This window comes from Pseudaeromonas aegiceratis (assembly GCF_046254905.1).
Lineage (GTDB): Bacteria > Pseudomonadota > Gammaproteobacteria > Enterobacterales > Aeromonadaceae > Pseudaeromonas > Pseudaeromonas aegiceratis.
The window spans coordinates 3,228,248-3,243,809 of the sequence record NZ_CP158016.1 but is presented as its reverse complement, the minus strand read 5'-3'; the positions used below and the strand labels follow the sequence as shown (position 1 = coordinate 3,243,809).

General features: G+C 62.5%; 11 protein-coding genes. 8 read left to right on the top strand and 3 right to left on the bottom strand.

Annotated features, from left to right (window positions below):
- Positions 1–102: 102 nt before the first annotated feature.
- Both ABHF91_RS15290 and ABHF91_RS15285 read right to left on the bottom strand, forming a co-directional pair.
- Positions 103–1,265, bottom strand: a protein-coding gene (locus tag ABHF91_RS15290; RefSeq protein ID WP_409421107.1) for an IS3 family transposase whose coding sequence is annotated in 2 segments (ribosomal slippage) — positions 103–1,010 and positions 1,010–1,265 — 1,164 coding nt in all. Because the reading frame shifts where the segments join, the coding sequence is not laid out codon by codon here.
- 146 nt (positions 1,266–1,411) lie between these two features.
- Positions 1,412–1,783, bottom strand: coding sequence for an endonuclease domain-containing protein (locus ABHF91_RS15285; protein ID WP_409421106.1), 372 nt, complete (start codon positions 1,781–1,783; stop codon positions 1,412–1,414).
- Between the two features lie 294 nt (positions 1,784–2,077).
- Here ABHF91_RS15285 and ampD point away from each other — a divergent pair, with 294 nt between their 5' ends.
- The 6 genes from ampD (at position 2,078) to ABHF91_RS15255 (ending at position 9,972) form a co-directional block, all read left to right on the top strand.
- A complete protein-coding gene (gene ampD / locus ABHF91_RS15280) occupies positions 2,078–2,641 on the top strand; it encodes a 1,6-anhydro-N-acetylmuramyl-L-alanine amidase AmpD (RefSeq protein ID WP_409421105.1) in 564 nt (187 codons plus the stop codon).
- A 139-nt stretch (positions 2,642–2,780) separates the two neighbouring features.
- Complete coding sequence (gene pdhR, locus ABHF91_RS15275; protein ID WP_409421104.1) at positions 2,781–3,536, top strand: pyruvate dehydrogenase complex transcriptional repressor PdhR; 756 nt, start codon at positions 2,781–2,783, stop codon at positions 3,534–3,536.
- A gap of 54 nt (positions 3,537–3,590) precedes the next feature.
- Entirely contained in the window at positions 3,591–6,260 is a 2,670-nt protein-coding gene (gene aceE / locus ABHF91_RS15270) for a pyruvate dehydrogenase (acetyl-transferring), homodimeric type (protein WP_409421103.1), read from the top strand.
- Positions 6,261–6,272: 12 nt separating this feature from the next.
- Positions 6,273–8,141: a pyruvate dehydrogenase complex dihydrolipoyllysine-residue acetyltransferase gene (gene aceF / locus ABHF91_RS15265; RefSeq protein ID WP_409421102.1), complete on the top strand. Its 1,869-nt coding sequence runs from the start codon at positions 6,273–6,275 to the stop codon at positions 8,139–8,141.
- A 119-nt stretch (positions 8,142–8,260) separates the two neighbouring features.
- Entirely contained in the window at positions 8,261–9,688 is a 1,428-nt protein-coding gene (gene lpdA / locus ABHF91_RS15260; RefSeq protein ID WP_409421101.1) for a dihydrolipoyl dehydrogenase, read from the top strand.
- A gap of 98 nt (positions 9,689–9,786) precedes the next feature.
- Positions 9,787–9,972, top strand: coding sequence for a hypothetical protein (locus ABHF91_RS15255; RefSeq protein WP_409421100.1), 186 nt, complete (start codon positions 9,787–9,789; stop codon positions 9,970–9,972).
- Between the two features lie 323 nt (positions 9,973–10,295).
- Here ABHF91_RS15255 and ABHF91_RS15250 read toward each other — a convergent pair whose 3' ends face one another.
- A complete protein-coding gene (locus ABHF91_RS15250) occupies positions 10,296–12,206 on the bottom strand; it encodes a methyl-accepting chemotaxis protein (protein ID WP_409421099.1) in 1,911 nt (636 codons plus the stop codon).
- A gap of 187 nt (positions 12,207–12,393) precedes the next feature.
- On the opposite strand from ABHF91_RS15250, the gene ABHF91_RS15245 reads away from it, so the two are divergent.
- Positions 12,394–13,140, top strand: a complete 747-nt coding sequence (locus ABHF91_RS15245; protein ID WP_409421098.1) for a heparan-alpha-glucosaminide N-acetyltransferase — start codon at positions 12,394–12,396, stop codon at positions 13,138–13,140.
- Positions 13,141–13,233: 93 nt separating this feature from the next.
- On the top strand, positions 13,234–15,513 hold the full coding sequence (locus tag ABHF91_RS15240; protein WP_409421097.1) for a patatin-like phospholipase family protein: 2,280 nt from the start codon (positions 13,234–13,236) through the stop codon (positions 15,511–15,513).
- Positions 15,514–15,562 lie beyond the last annotated feature (49 nt).

Genomic DNA, 15,562 nt, shown 5'->3' with positions numbered 1-15,562 from the left:
GGTCTTTGGGCAGTGAGGTTAGCCATCCCCCACCCGGCCTCCCCCTTGGCAAGGGGGAGGAGCAAAGCCCAGCGCCTTTGGCCTTGGGGGGCGATGTAGTGGTCAACTAAATCCGGACACTCTGTTAAGCCGATTTTCGGCTTCTGCTGGCGGGAGCCCATCGTTATGTTGATGGGGTCGCCGCCAGTTGTAGTAGTCCATCAGGTAGCAGCTGATGTCCCGTTTTGCTTCCTGGAGGTTCTGGTATCCCGTCTCAGGGATCCATTCTGTCTTTAAACTTCTGAATACCCGCTCCATGGGGGCGTTATCCCAGCAGTTGCCTCGTCGGCTCATGCTCTGGGTTATCCGATAACGCCACAGCCGTTGCCGAAATTTCCGACTGGCATACTGGCTACCCTGATCGCTGTGAAACAGCACTCCCGGCGGACAGCCTCGTTGCTGATAAGCCATATCCAGGGCTTTCACGGCCAAGTCGGCATCCGGCTTATCGGACAGCGCCCAACCAATCACCCGCCGAGTACAGAGATCGAGTACCACCGCCAAGTAATACCAGCGGCCACCGGCCCAGACGTAGGTGATATCACCGCACCAGGCGCGGTTTGGTTGCGCAACGGCAAACTCACGTGCCAATAAATTCGGGATATCCGGTCGTTCATGCCGCGCCGCTTTATAGGCATGAGAGCCGGGCTGCTTCGATACCAAACCCGCTTCCTTCATCAGGCTACGCACCTTGAATCGACCAATTTGGTGTCCCAACTCACGCAGGCTCGACACCAGGGCTCGGCTACCAGCAGAGCCCCGACTTTCCTTGAACAAGCGCCGCACTTCGCTCCTTTGCTGCAACCGTTCACGATTTACATGGCCTTGGCGTGCCAAGTACTCATAAAAGGATGAGCTTGCGATATCAAAAACAGAACAGACCAGCTCGGTAGACTCATGCTCTCTTAATCGCTCGATTAACGCGTACGTTCGAGATCGTCCGCCATCAAGAGAGCTGTAGCCTTTTTTAGGATCGCTTTTTCGCGTTCAAGTCGGTTGATCCGCGCCTCCAGCTCTTGGATTTTTTGCTGCTCTGGCGTCAGCGCCTTGCTGGCCGGTGTGGAACCATTCCGTTCGGATTGCAGCTGTTGAACCCATCGACGGAGTGCGGTTTCACCGACACCGAGTGAGCGGGAAGCATCGGGAACGGAATAGCCATGTTCGAGCACCAAGCTCGCCGCTTCGAGTTTGAACTCAGCAGTAAATGAACGACGTTGTCTGGTCATTGAACACCTCGGGTTACGGTGGCGACTTTACCACCTAAAATGGTGTCCGGGATGATTAGACCACTACACGATGCCTGTGGTTGCCTTGCCATGTGGCGCGAAGACAAGATTCCCTCCCCTTGTTCAAGGGGAGGGGTAGGGTGGGGTTAGTCTTTTGGCGGTTGTTTCGCCAGATGTTGCGTGATGGTCGCCAGTACCGCTGGCAGTTGCGTCATGATCTCATGGTTGGTAAAGCGCAGTATCTGCATGCCGATCCGATGTAGAAAATCATCTCGTAGTCGATCATGTTGAATGCCTGATTCGGTGTAATGACTGTCGCCATCGACTTCTATCACTAGCTTGACGTCGGGGCTGCAGAAATCGACCACGTAGGGACCTATGCCATGTTGGCGGCGAAACTTGACGCCCAGCTGCTTATCACGGAGGTAATACCAAAGTCGTTGTTCTGGTGTTGTCATCGTGCTTCTGAGCCGCCGGCGCAGAGCCAAATTGGATTTGCGGTTGATGAGTTGTGACATGGGGCTGTTGGGTCTGGGGTTTTTACTAGGTTAGTGGATAAAAGAAAAAGACTGTTTTTTGGCCGTGAGGTTAGGCATCCCCCACCCAGCCTCCCCCTTGGCAAGGGGGAGGAGACAAGCCCGGTGCCCTTGGCTTTGGGGGACTATGCCTGTGGTTGCCTTGCCGTGTGACGCGAAGCCAAGATTCCCTGCCCTTGTTCAAGGGGAGGGGTAGGGTGGGGTTAGTCTTTTGGCCGGGGGTTTTTGCGTGGCCAATGGCGTATGATGAGGCGGCTTGAGTTGCGGAGGAGAGGCATGTCGCACCCAGAGTTTGAAATTCACCAGGGCTGGCTGGCGAACTGCCGTCATCTGTCCTCCCCCCATTGCAATCCCAGGCCGGCCGGCGAGATCTCCTTGCTGGTGGTGCACGGCATCAGTTTGCCGCCGGACCAGTTTGGCGGCCCCTGGATCGACGATCTGTTTCTCGGACGCCTGGATCCAACTGCCCATCCCTACTTTGCCGAGATCGCCGGGCTGGAGGTCTCCGCCCATTGTCTCATCCGCCGGGATGGCAGCCTGACCCAATATGTCTCCTTCCTGGAGCGGGCCTGGCACGCCGGTCGCTCCTGTTTCATGGGGCGGGAGGCCTGTAACGACTTCTCCATCGGGGTCGAGCTGGAAGGCACCGACACCACACCTTATACAGAACCGCAATACCAGACCTTGGCTCGCCTGACCCGTTGCCTGATGGCGGCCTATCCCCTCATCACGCCGGCACGCCTGGTCGGCCACAGCGAGATTGCCCCGGGACGCAAGACGGATCCCGGCCCCGCCTTTGATTGGTCACACCTTCGCATGCTGTTGCTCGACACGATTTAACCGAATAACCCTGTGAAATCTGAAGACACTATGATGCCGCTTTGATTCAGATCATTTTTGCTTGGACATTTGTTAATGGTATTGATAACTTGACTCCCCAATACCACAATTGGTAATACCAATTTAACAAGTGAGTAGCATGAAGCAGCCACCCTCTCCGCCCACCAAACTCGCCGACAGCATAGTGGCCGAGCTGGAGCAGATGATAGTGGACGGTTCCTTGCAGCCGGGCCAGAAGCTGTTACCGGAGCGGGAGTTGGCGGTGCAGTTTCAGGTGTCACGCCCTTCCTTGCGTGAGGCCATTCAGCGCCTGGAGGCCAAGGGCCTGCTCTATCGTCGCCAGGGTGGCGGCACCTATGTGCGCAGCGAGTTGAGCCAGGGCCTGGCCGACCCCCTGTTTGATCTGCTGGAGAGCCACCCGGACTCGCAACTGGACCTGCTGGAGTTTCGCCATGCCCTGGAAGGGGTGGCGGCGTATTACGCCAGCCTGCGGGCCAACGAGGCGGATCTGCTGGCCATGCGCCAGGCGGTGACCGGCATCGAGCGGGTGCAAGAGGAGGGGGACTCCGCCAGCGAGGCCGTGGCGGTGGCCGACTTCTATCTGGCCATGACCGCCGCCTCGCACAATGCCGTGTTGCTACATTTGGTACGGGCCATTCGCCCGCTGTTGGAGCGCAACATCCAACGCAATATCGACGCCGTGGCCTCACGCCCCGGCGCAGTGATTCGGATCCGTCGCCATCGCGCCGAGCTGATTGCGGCGATCCTGGCCGGGCAACCGGAAAGGGCCAGAGATGCCTGCCATGAGCACCTGGCTTTTATCGAGGACACCTTGCTGGATATTCAGCGGGAAGAGCAGCGCCTGGCTCGTCCCCCGCGACGGATCCACCAATAGTGCCCATGTGATCAAGCAAGCGAACTTTTGCTGTCAACGAGATAGGAAACAGCCATGTCAGAACGCCTGATAAACGATGTGGATCCCGTGGAAACCCGTGAGTGGATCGATGCCCTGGAATCATTGCTGCGAGAGGAAGGGCCGGAACGTGCCGGTTATATCCTGGAGCAGCTGGCCAGCGAGGCCCGCAAGGCCGGTCTGGCCGTGGCCGCCGGTGGTGAGGGGGTGCTCTCCGATTACATCAACACCATAGCTGCCGATGCCCAGCCGGCTTATCCGGGGGATCTGGAGCTGGAGCGCCGCATCCGTTCCATCATCCGCTGGAACGCCATCATGATAGTGTTGCGCGCCTCCAAGAAGGGGTTGGATCTGGGGGGCCACATGTCTTCCTTCTCCTCCTCCGCCACCCTGTACGAGGTGTGCTTCAACCACTTCTTCCGCGCCCGCAACGACCAGGACGGCGGCGATCTGGTTTACTTCCAGGGTCACATCTCCCCCGGTGTGTATGCCCGTGCCTTCGTGGAAGGGCGTCTGAGTGCCGAGCAGCTGGACAGCTTCCGTCAGGAAGTGGATGGCCAGGGTCTGCCCTCCTATCCGCACCCCAAGCTGCTGCCCGAATTCTGGCAGTTCCCCACCGTCTCCATGGGCCTGGGCCCCATCGGTGCCATCTATCAGGCCCGCTTCCTCAAGTACCTCACCGACCGCGGTCTGAAGGACTGCTCCCAACAGAAGGTCTACGCCTTCCTGGGTGACGGTGAGATGGACGAACCTGAGTCCAAGGGTGCCATCACCATCGCCGTGCGCGAGAAGCTGGACAACCTGGTGTTCGTCATCAACTGCAACCTGCAGCGTCTGGATGGCCCGGTAGTGGGGAACGGCAAGGTGGTCAACGAGCTGGAAGGCCTGTTCAAGGGCGCCGGCTGGGATGTGGTCAAGGTGCTGTGGGGCAGCAAGTGGGACGAACTGCTGGCCAAGGATACCTCCGGCAAGCTGATCCAGCTGATGAACGAGACCCTGGACGGCGACTACCAGACCTTCAAGTCCAAGGACGGCGCCTACGTGCGCAAGCACTTCTTCGGCAAGTATCCGGAGACCGCCGCCCTGGTGGCCGATTGGACTGACGAGCAGATCTGGGCCCTGAACCGCGGTGGTCACGATCCCCGCAAGGTGTTTGCCGCCTTCGACCGTGCTCGTCACGCCAAGGGCAAGCCCACCGTGATCCTGGCCAAGACCATCAAGGGTTATGGCATGGGTGATGCTGCCGAAGGCAAGAACATCGCCCACCAGGTCAAGAAGATGGAGCTGGACTCAGTCCGTCACTTCCGCGACCGCTTCAAGGTGCCGGTGGCCGACGAGCAGATCGAGAAGCTGCCCTACCTGAGCCTGGAGCCGGGCAGCCCGGAACACAGCTATCTGCACGAGCGTCGCGCGGCCCTCAAGGGTTACCTGCCCAGCCGTCAGCCCCAGACCAGCGTCAAGCTGGATGTCCCGGCCCTGGGGGACTTCTCTGCCCTGCTGGAAGAGCAGAAGCGGGAAATCTCCACCACCATGGCCTTCGTCCGCGCCCTGAACGTGCTGATCAAGGACAAGTCCGTGGGTCAGCGTATCGTGCCCATCATCGCCGACGAGGCCCGTACCTTCGGCATGGAAGGCATGTTCCGGCAGATCGGTATCTACAGCCCCCACGGTCAGCAGTACACCCCGCAAGACCGTGACATCGTCTCCTACTACAAGGAAGACAAGCAGGGTCAGGTGCTGCAAGAAGGGATCAACGAGCTGGGGGCCATGTCCTCCTGGCTGGCGGCGGCGACCTCTTACAGCACCAACGACTGCCCCATGATCCCCTTCTATATCTACTACTCCATGTTCGGTTTCCAACGGGTAGGGGACATGTGCTGGGCGGCCGGCGACCAACAGGCCCGCGGCTTCCTGGTGGGCGGTACCTCAGGGCGTACCACCCTGAACGGTGAGGGTCTGCAGCACGAAGATGGTCACAGCCATATCCTGGCCGGCACCATCCCCAACTGCATCAGCTACGATCCCACCTATGCCTATGAAGTAGCGGTGATCGTGCAGGACGGTATCAACCGCATGTACGGCGACAAGCCGGAAAACGTCTACTACTACCTGACCACGTTGAACGAAAACTATGCCCACCCGGCCATGCCGGAAGGGGCCGAAGAAGGTATCCGCAAGGGGATCTACAAGCTGGAAACCCTCAGCGGCGACAAGGCACGGGTACAGCTGATGGGCTCTGGCTCCATCCTGAACTACGTCCGTCGTGCCGCCGTCATCCTCTCCGAGGAGTACGGCATCGGCTCCGACGTGTTCAGCGTCACCAGCTTCAACGAACTGGCCCGTGACGGTCAGGACGCCGATCGCTGGAACCTGCTGCACCCCACCGATGCGCCCCGTGTGCCTTACATCGCTCAGGTGATGGGCACGGCCCCGGCCATCGCCGCCACCGACTACATGAAGTCCTACGCCGATCAGGTGCGGGCCTTCATCCCGGCCAGCGGTTACCGCGTGCTGGGTACCGATGGTTTCGGTCGCTCCGACAGCCGCGAGAACCTGCGTCGTCACTTCGAGGTGAACGAAGCCTATATTGTGCTGGCTGCCCTGACCGAACTGGCTCAGGCCGGCCAGGTGGACAAGCAACTGGTGGTGGATGCCATCGCCAAGTTCGGCATCGCTGCCGACAAGATCAACCCGCTGTACGCATAAGAGGATCTGAGGATGTCTATTGAGATTCATGTACCGGATATCGGTGGCGATGAGGTGGAAGTCACCGAAATCCTGGTGAAGGTCGGTGACAAGGTTGAGCTGGACCAGTCCCTGCTGACCGTGGAAGGCGACAAGGCCTCCATGGAAGTGCCGGCCCCTCAGGCCGGCGTGGTGAAGGCCATCAAGGTGGCCCTGGGTGACAAGGTATCCACCGGCTCCCTGATCATGGAATTCGAAGCCGAAGGTGCGGCGGCTGCCGCACCGGCTCCTGCCGCAGCCGCGCCTGCCCCCGTGGCGGCCCCGGTTGCCGCGGCGGCCATTCAGGCGGTGCAGGTGCCGGATATCGGCGGCGACGAGGTGGAAGTCACCGAGCTGCTGGTGAAGGTAGGCGATACCGTGTCCGCTGACGACTCCCTGCTGACCGTGGAAGGCGACAAGGCCTCCATGGAAGTGCCGGCGCCGTTTGGCGGCGTGGTGAAGGCCATCAAGGTGGCGGTGGGTGACAAGGTCGCCACCGGCTCCCTGATCATGGAATTCGAAGTGGCGGGTGCCACCCCTGCCGCCGCCGCTCCTGTGGCCGCACCGGCACCGGTGGCCGCCGCCCCGGCCGCGGCGGCGCCCCAGGACATCGCCGTACCGGATATCGGTGGCGACGAGGTGACCGTCACCGAGATCCTGGTGAAGGTGGGGGATACCGTCAGCGAAGACCAGTCCCTGGTCACCGTGGAAGGCGACAAGGCCTCCATGGAAGTGCCGTCACCTGTGGCCGGCAAGGTCATCGCCATCAAGGTGGCGCTGGGTGACAAGGTGGTGACGGGTTCCCCCCTGATGCAATTTGAAGTGGCCGGTGCCGCACCGGTTGCCGTGGCGCCTGTGGCTGCCGCCCCTGCGCCGGCCGCCGCGCCGGCCCCTGCGGCCGCCAAGGCCGAGGAGAAGGGCGAGTTCGTCGCCAACGACGCCTACGTGCACGCCTCGCCGGCGGTGCGTCGCCTGGCGCGGGAATTTGGCGTCAACCTCGCCAAGGTCAAGGGTTCCGGCCGTAAGGGTCGCATCCAGAAGGAAGACGTGCAGGCTTACGTCAAGGCCGCCATCCAGCGTGCCGAGTCCGCCCCGGCGGGTGCCGCCGGTGGTGCCGGTCTGGGTGTGCTGCCCTGGCCCAAGGTGGACTATGCCAAGTTCGGTCCGGTGGAAGAGGTGGATCTCACCCGCATCCAGAAGATCTCCGGCCCCAACCTGCACCGCAACTGGGTGATGATCCCCCATGTGACCCAGTTCGATGAGGCCGACACCACAGAGCTGGAAGCTTTCCGCAAGGAGCAGAACCTGCTGGCCGAGAAGCAGAAGCTGGATGTGAAGATCACTCCGCTGGTGTTCATCCTGAAGGCCGCCGCCAAGGCGCTGGAAGCCCATCCGCGCTTCTGCAGCTCCCTGTCCGAAGACGGCAGCAAGCTCATCATGAAGCAGTACATCCACATCGGTGTGGCGGTGGATACCCCCAACGGTCTGGTGGTGCCCGTGGTGCGGGACGTGAACAAGAAGGGCATCTACGAGCTGTCCCGGGATCTGGCCGAGATCTCCAAGAAGGCCCGTGCCGGCAAGCTGACCGGTGCCGACATGCAGGGTGGCTGCTTCACCATCTCCAGCCTGGGCGGCATCGGTGGCACCAGCTTCACCCCCATCGTCAATGCGCCGGAAGTGGCCATCCTGGGCGTCTCCAAGTCCGAGATGAAGCCCAAGTGGAATGGCAAGGAGTTCGCACCGCGTCTCATGTTGCCGCTGGCCCTGTCCTATGACCACCGCGTCATCGACGGCGCCGACGGGGCACGCTTCATCACCACCCTGAGTGGCGTGCTGTCCGACATCCGTCGCCTGGTAATGTAATTGTGACCGGGCAGGCATAAGCCTGCCCGAGTCCCTTACCATCAGTGTTAACGAATTGTATGCTGACCGGCATGAAAACTGGACGCCAAGGCCAGCAACAACAGGTTCAAGAGGTCATGATGAGCAATCAAATTAAGACTCAGGTGGTGGTGATTGGGGCCGGTCCGGCCGGTTACTCCGCAGCCTTCCGCGCTGCCGACCTGGGCCTCGACACCCTATTGATCGAACGTTACTCCACCCTGGGTGGTGTCTGTCTGAACGTGGGCTGTATTCCCTCCAAGGCCCTGCTGCACGTCGCCAAGGTCATCGAAGAGGCCAAGGCCCTGGCCGAGCACGGTATCGTGTTCGGTGAGCCCAAGACCGACATCGACAAGATCCGGCTGTGGAAGGAAAAGGTGGTGGGCAAGCTGACCGGCGGTCTGGCCGGCATGGCCAAGCAGCGCAAGGTGCAGGTGGTGGAAGGTGTCGCCGCCTTCACCGGCAGCCACAGCCTGGAGGTGACCGGTGCCGATGGCGCCAAGACCCAGGTGACCTTCGACAACGCCATCATAGCTGCCGGCTCCCGGCCGGTGAAGCTGCCCTTCATCCCCCATGAGGATCCGCGGGTTTGGGACTCTACCGATGCCCTGGAGCTGAAGGAAGTGCCCGGTAAGCTGCTGGTGCTGGGGGGCGGCATCATAGGTCTGGAGATGGGCACAGTCTACTCCGCCCTGGGGGCCGAAATCGACGTGGTGGAATTTGCCGACCAGCTGGTGCCGGCCGCGGACAAGGACGTGGTCAAGGTCTACACCAAGCGGGTGGAGAAGCAGTTCAACCTGATGCTGGAAACCAAGGTCACCGCGGTGGAAGCCCGTGACGACGGCCTGTACGTCTCCTTCGAAGGCAAGCATGCCCCGGCTGAGCCGGTGCGTTACGACGCCGTGCTGGTGGCGGTGGGCCGGGTGCCCAACGGCAAGCTGCTGGCGGCTGAGGCCGCCGGTGTGGCGGTGAGCGAGCGCGGCTTCGTCGAGGTGGACAAGCAGATGCGCACCAATGTGCCCCACATCTTCGCCATCGGCGATATCGTCGGTCAGCCCATGCTGGCCCACAAGGGGGTGCATGAGGGTCACGTGGCGGCGGAAGTCATCGCCGGCAAGAAGCACTACTTCGATCCCAAGGTGATCCCCTCCATCGCCTATACCGAGCCGGAAATCGCCTGGGTGGGTCTGACCGAGAAGGAAGCCAAGCAGCAGGGCATCGTCTTCGAGACCGCCGTGTTCCCCTGGGCCGCCTCCGGCCGCGCCATCGCCTCCGACTGTGCCGACGGCATGACCAAGCTGATCTTCGAGAAGGAGAGTGGCCGGGTCATCGGCGGGGCCATCGTCGGCACCAACGGTGGCGAGCTGCTGGGTGAAATCGGCCTGGCCATCGAGATGGGGGCCGATGCCGAAGACATCGCCCTCACCATCCACGCGCACCCCACGCTGCACGAGTCCGTGGGGCTGGCGGCCGAGGTGTTCGAAGGCTCCATCACGGATCTGCCCAACGCCAAGGCGAAGAAGCGCTGAGGGTCAGCTGGCGCCAGGTTCAGCCTGGGGTCGGGTTTGTGCGATATACTTGCAGGGTCACCATAATGGTGACCTTGTTTTTTTCGGGAGTAGAGAGAATGAAGCGAGGCCTCTGTTTGTGCCTGTGTTGGCTGGGTCTGGTGGCCTGTGCCCCGCATGATCCGTTGCGGATCCACCGTGCCGACGTCAAGGTGGGGGATACCCGCATCTCGGTCAGTGATGGCAGCGGCAGTCATCCCGGCAGCTTCTGCCCACCAGGCCAGGCCAAGAAGGGCAATTGCTAAGGCTCGGCGCGGACCAAACGCCATCCTCTGGATTAATGTTCATCAGTTAAGGCGCCGTTGGCGCCTTAACTGCCTTTCTTGCCGTGTCCCATCATGTTTTTCAAAGCAAAAGCGCAACCCCACCCTAGCCCTCCCCTTGAACAAGGGGAGGGAAGCCTTCGCCCACCTCCCAAGGTCAAGGGCGATGCTTTGCTCCTCCCCCTTACCAAGGGGGAGGTTAGGTGGGGGATGGCTGCCACTGGAGCCCCTTCATGAGTCTCCGCTGCTTAACTGACCCACATTGCCATCCAGAGGATGGCGTTTTTATTGCGCGCGACGGCGGCTTAGAGACGGAACTCCCCCAGCAGGGCATCCAGCTGGCGGGCCAGCTGGCGCAGATCCTGACTGGTGCGGGTCTGCTCCTCGGCGATGCCGGCGCTGGCCAGGGTCAGGTTGTTGATCTCATCCACGTTGCGGTTGATCTCTCCCACCACGCTGGATTGCTCCTCGGTGGCGGTGGCGACCTGGATGTTCATGTCGTTGATCTGGCTGATGTAGCCGGCGATGTGACCCAGGGCCTGTTCCGCCTGCTGGGCTTCTGCCACCACCTGCTGGGCGCGGGCCTGGCCGCTCTGCATCACGCTCACCGCCTTGCCGGACTCGCCCTGCAGACGGTTGATCATGCCCTGTATCTCCTCGGTGGCCTCGGCGGAGCGGCGGGCCAGGTGGCGCACCTCGTCGGCCACCACGGCAAAGCCGCGGCCCTGCTCGCCGGCGCGGGCGGCTTCGATGGCCGCGTTCAGCGCCAGCAGATTGGTCTGCTCCGAGATGCCCCGGATCACCTCCAGTATGCTGCCGATGCTCTGGGTCTGCTCCGCCAGGGTGCCGATGACCCCAGCCGCCTCGGCGATCTCGTCCGCCAGGCTGGCCATGGCCTTCCTGGTCTGCACTATCACCTGTTGCCCCTGGTCTGACTCGCGATTGGCCTCGTTGGCGGTATCGGCAGCCAGGGCGGCGTTGTTGGCGATCTCCGCCACAGTGGCGCCCATCTCGTTGATGGCGGTGGCCACCTGCAGGGTGCTGTCCTTCTGGGTCTGGCTGTTGTGATGGCTCTGCTCGGCGCGGCCGGCCACCTGCTCGGCGGCGCCGGCCAGCTCGGCGGAGGTGCCCGCCACCTGGGTCAATGAGCCGTGGATCTTGGCGATGAAGTTGTTGAAGCCACGGGTCAGCCGGCCCAGCTCGTCCTGCCGGGTCACCGCCAGCCGCTGGGTGAGATCCCCGTGGCCTGAGCCCAGCGCCTCGAAGGTGCCCGCCAGACGGGCGATGGGCCGGCTGATCCCGGCGGCCAGCCAGAGGGCAAACAGCCCCATCACCATCAGGGTGACCACGACCAGCAGCAGGGTATAGAGCTTGGCCTGGTTGAGGCCGGCGAAGATCTCCGCCTCCGGCACCTGCAGCACCAGATACCAGTCCAACGCCGGCAGATAGTGGCTGGCCACCAGCAGGGGCTGGCCGTCCAGCACCACCCGTTGCAGGGCAAACGGTTGATGGTCCAGCAGGGCTTGGGCTGCCTCACCATACAGGCTGGTCAAGGTCCCATGATCGATGCGGGCCGTGTCCGGGTGTACCTTCAGCAGCCCCTGGCCATCGGTCATGAAGACGAAGCCGCTTTGCTCCAGGCGGAACTGGCTCAGGGTCTGGATCATGCTGTCCAGGGACTTGGATAGGCCGGAGGCGACTCGGCCGTCCAGCTGCTTGAAGTTGACGAACAGCTTGACCTCGCCGGTGGGCTCGCGGAACACGCTGAGCATCAGGGGATCCGGACTCTGGTTGTAGGCGTAGAACCAGCCATCCTGTTCCGGGGTCAGCAGACGCAGGAAGCCGTTCTGGTTGTAGTAGGCGGCGGATTGCCGATCCACCACTGAGGCGTCCATCAGGCCGTACTGGCTGCGCACCGCCTTGAGTTTGTCGATGATCAAGGGTTCCAGGGCCGGATCCCGGCCCTCGGCAAACCAGCGGCCGATCTGGGGATCGCCGGCCAGCTGTTGGGCCGCCTGGGCCAGGGAGTCCAGCTCCTTTTCCACCGCCTTGCCGATGCTTTGCAGCTGGGTGGGCAGCTCCTGCTGGATCAGCCGCTGCTCCATGGCGCCGCCGATCAGGCTGATGTTCAGGCTGCCTATCGCCAGGGCTGTGATCAACACCGCCAGGCCGATGCCGGCGAGGATCTTCTGTTTGATGGTCAATCTGGTTAGCATGGTTTCCTCGATGATCCGCTTACGCGGGTCAGAGTGTAGCCAGGGGGGAATCCATGACGCAAAGACTCTTTCGGTTGTCTCGATGCGCATACGTTTGCCTGCTGTTTTTTATAGCGATCCAGCAGATCAGCCCGGCGGAGCCGGCCAAGCAGGGTCACTGATATTCCGGGATCACAGGGAGGTGATGATGTCCTGGTCACATGGGCCCTCGGCGACGGCACAGGCCCGCCTCATGGGGCTGGATGCCCTGCGGGGCATCGCCATCCTGATGATGGTGGCGTTTCATTTTTGTTTCGATCTGACCTATTGGCGCCTGGCCCACTTCCAGCTGCTCAGCGACTGGCGCTGGATCGTCTGGCGGGATCTCATCGTCAGCCTGTTCTTGCTGCTGGTGGGCATGAGCCTGGTGTTGGCCCGTGGCCAGTCTGCGGCGCGTTTCTGGCGCCGTTGGGCCCGGCTGACCGGCTGTGCCCTGCTCATCAGCCTGGTGTCCTGGGGCATGTTCCATCAGCGTTTCATCTACTTTGGGGTGCTGCACTTCATCAGCCTGACCTGGCTGCTGAGCCGTCTCTGGCTCTCCCGGGCGGCCTGGTTGCGTCACCGCGTCCTGCTGCCCTTGGCACTCCTGTGCCTGTTGGCCGGCGGCCTGTTGGCGTTCCCGGCGATGGACCCGCGCTGGCTAAACTGGCTGGGCCTGGCAGCCCACAAACCCGCCACGGAAGACTATGTCCCCCTGTTGCCCTGGTTGGGCGTGGTGTTGCTGGGCATGTCCCTGGCGCAGACGCCCCTGGCGGCGTGGCTGGGACGGCGGGGCGGGGGCGGATGGCGTCCGTTGGCCTGGCTGGGGCGCCACTCCTTGGCCATCTATCTGCTGCATCAGCCGCTGTTGATGGGGTTGCTGGCCCTCTATGTGTGGTACCGGGCCAGCGCCTGATGCGCCGGACTTCTGTTTGCCAGGCAATCTGGTTAGCATGAGCCTCCTCAAGGATCCGCTTACTCTGGCCCCCGTGTCACTTCAGGGAATTTCATGACGCCAAGACGCTCTCGGTTATCTCAACCCGCCTACCTGTTACTGCTGCTGGCTTGCCTGGCGTCGGCGGTCACGCAGGCGGCCACCACCCAACTTCATCGGCCCAAGGTGGCCCTGGTGCTCAGCGGCGGGGGCGCCAAGGGGGCAGCCCACATAGGGGTACTCAAGGTGCTGGAGAGGGAGCACATCCCGGTGGATATCGTCATCGGCACCAGCATGGGCTCCTATGTGGCGGGCATGTATGCCCTGGGGCTGTCGGCCGACGAGGTGCAGCGCCTGACCCTGGGGCTGGACTGGAATCAGGGCTACAACGACGGGGTCAGCCGGGATCTGTTGCCCCTGCGGCGCAAGCAGCAGCAGGACAGCTTTCAGCTGCAGACCGACCTGGGGGTGAGCGATGGCCAGGTGAAGCTGCCGGAGGGCCTGTTCCAGGGCCAGGGCATGGCGGTGCTGCTGCGGGAGGCCAGTGGCAATCTGCCGTCCCTCAAGAGCTTCGATGACCTGCCCATTCCCTATCGGGCCGTGGCCACGGATCTGGAGACCATCCAGCCCGTGGTGCTGGATCACGGCAACCTGGCTCTGGCCATGCAGGCCTCCATGTCGATCCCGGCGGCCCTGAAGCCGGTGGAGATCGATGGCCGCCTGTTGGGGGACGGGGGGATAGTCAACAACATGCCGGTGGATCTGGCTCTGGCCATGGGGGCGGATCGCGTCATCGCGGTGGACATCTCGGATTCACTGCAGGGAAGGGAACAGCTCAACAGCGCCCTGGACATGGTCAACCAGCTGGTGATCCACCTGACCGGGGAGGGAACCCAGCGCCAGATCAACCTGATGCGGCCTCAGGATGTGCTGATCCGTCCCAAGGTGGCCAGCTTCAATGTGGCGGACTTCGCCAAGATGGCGGACATAGTGCCCCTGGGGGAGCTCGCCACCCTGGCGCAGCTCAACCAGCTTAACGATCTGCGTCTGTCGGATGCCGACTGGCGGGCCTATCAGCTGACCAAGCTGAGCCGGCGGGCCCAGTACACCCGTCAGCCCGGGGTCTATGTGGACAGGATCCAGCTCATCAACCACTCGCGGCTCAGCGATACTGTGCTCACCAACCTGCTGCAGGTCACCCCGGGTCAGCTACAGACCAATGCGGAGCTGGAGGCGGGGGTGGATCGCATCAACGCCCTGGGCACCTTCGAGCGGGTCACCTACCGCCTGGAGCAGCAGCAGGACGAGAATGTGCTGGTGGTGGAGGCCCAGGAGAAACGCTGGGGACCTGGCTATGTGGACTTCTCCCTGGGGGTGGAAGAGGATTACAGCTCCCGCTCCCAATACAGTTTGGGCCTCTCCTACACCCTGACCAACCTCAATGAGCTGGGGGCCGAGTGGCGCAACGAGCTGCAGGGCGGCAACGACAAGCGGGTGCAGACCGAGTTGTATGCGCCGCTGGACAGCCATCAGCGCTTCTTTACCCGCCTGGTGGGCAGCTATCAGAACGAGACCCGGGCCTACTATCTGAGCAATCTGCCCGAGTATCAGTCCCTGGGGCTGAGCTACATGAACCTGGAAGATACCAGCTGGCAGGGGCAGCTGGAGCTGGGCTGGAACCCGGCGCCCTGGGCCCAGGTGGCCCTCGGGGGACGGGCCACCCACTCTCGGCTACAGTTTCAGGGGGCGGATGATCATGGGCGGGTGACCAGCTGGGGCTACTATGGTCGCTGGGAGCACGACACCCTGGACAACGCCTTCTTCCCGCGGCGCGGCTGGCAGTGGCAGAGCGAGGTCGCCTACTACCGGCCGGACGGTGATGCCGGCCTGGTGGGGGATGCGGACTGGGGGCTCAGCTCCAGCCTGGATGTGACCCACCCCTGGGCCTGGGACCGCCACAGCCTGATCGGGCGCTTCACCTGGGGGGGCACCACGGTGAACAGCCTCAATCCCTTCTTCATGCAGGATCTGGGGGGCCTGTTCAACCTCTCCGGCCTGCAGCGCTATGAGCTCAACGGGCGCTACAAGCTGTTTGGCGGGCTTATCTATCACTATCGGCTGCTGGACAACGATCTGGGCGCCATCAAGCTACCCATCTACCTGGGCGGCTCCCTGGAGCGCGGTGGGATCTGGAACGATCGCCACGATATCAACTGGGGCAGTGGCGTCCTGGGGGGCAGCCTGTTTGTGGCGGCGGATACCTTCCTGGGCCCCGTCTACCTGGCCTATGGCCGGACCGATGACGGGGAGGACAGCGTCTATCTGTTCATCGGGAATGCCCTCAGCCATGACTGAGGCACGAATTTTAAATTCAGGGGTAAACCCGATATAGTTACGCCAGCCC

What these genes read in the sequence shown, in the direction of transcription:
- ABHF91_RS15285 (WP_409421106.1), bottom strand. Translation starts at nt 1,783, where the DNA reads ATGTCACAACTCATCAACCGCAAATCCAATTTGGCTCTGCGCCGGCGG.
- ampD (WP_409421105.1), top strand. Translation starts at nt 2,078, where the DNA reads ATGTCGCACCCAGAGTTTGAAATTCACCAGGGCTGGCTGGCGAACTGC.
- pdhR (WP_409421104.1), top strand. Translation starts at nt 2,781, where the DNA reads ATGAAGCAGCCACCCTCTCCGCCCACCAAACTCGCCGACAGCATAGTG.
- aceE (WP_409421103.1), top strand. Translation starts at nt 3,591, where the DNA reads ATGTCAGAACGCCTGATAAACGATGTGGATCCCGTGGAAACCCGTGAG.
- aceF (WP_409421102.1), top strand. Translation starts at nt 6,273, where the DNA reads ATGTCTATTGAGATTCATGTACCGGATATCGGTGGCGATGAGGTGGAA.
- lpdA (WP_409421101.1), top strand. Translation starts at nt 8,261, where the DNA reads ATGAGCAATCAAATTAAGACTCAGGTGGTGGTGATTGGGGCCGGTCCG.
- ABHF91_RS15255 (WP_409421100.1), top strand. Translation starts at nt 9,787, where the DNA reads ATGAAGCGAGGCCTCTGTTTGTGCCTGTGTTGGCTGGGTCTGGTGGCC.
- ABHF91_RS15250 (WP_409421099.1), bottom strand. Translation starts at nt 12,206, where the DNA reads ATGCTAACCAGATTGACCATCAAACAGAAGATCCTCGCCGGCATCGGC.
- ABHF91_RS15245 (WP_409421098.1), top strand. Translation starts at nt 12,394, where the DNA reads ATGTCCTGGTCACATGGGCCCTCGGCGACGGCACAGGCCCGCCTCATG.
- ABHF91_RS15240 (WP_409421097.1), top strand. Translation starts at nt 13,234, where the DNA reads ATGACGCCAAGACGCTCTCGGTTATCTCAACCCGCCTACCTGTTACTG.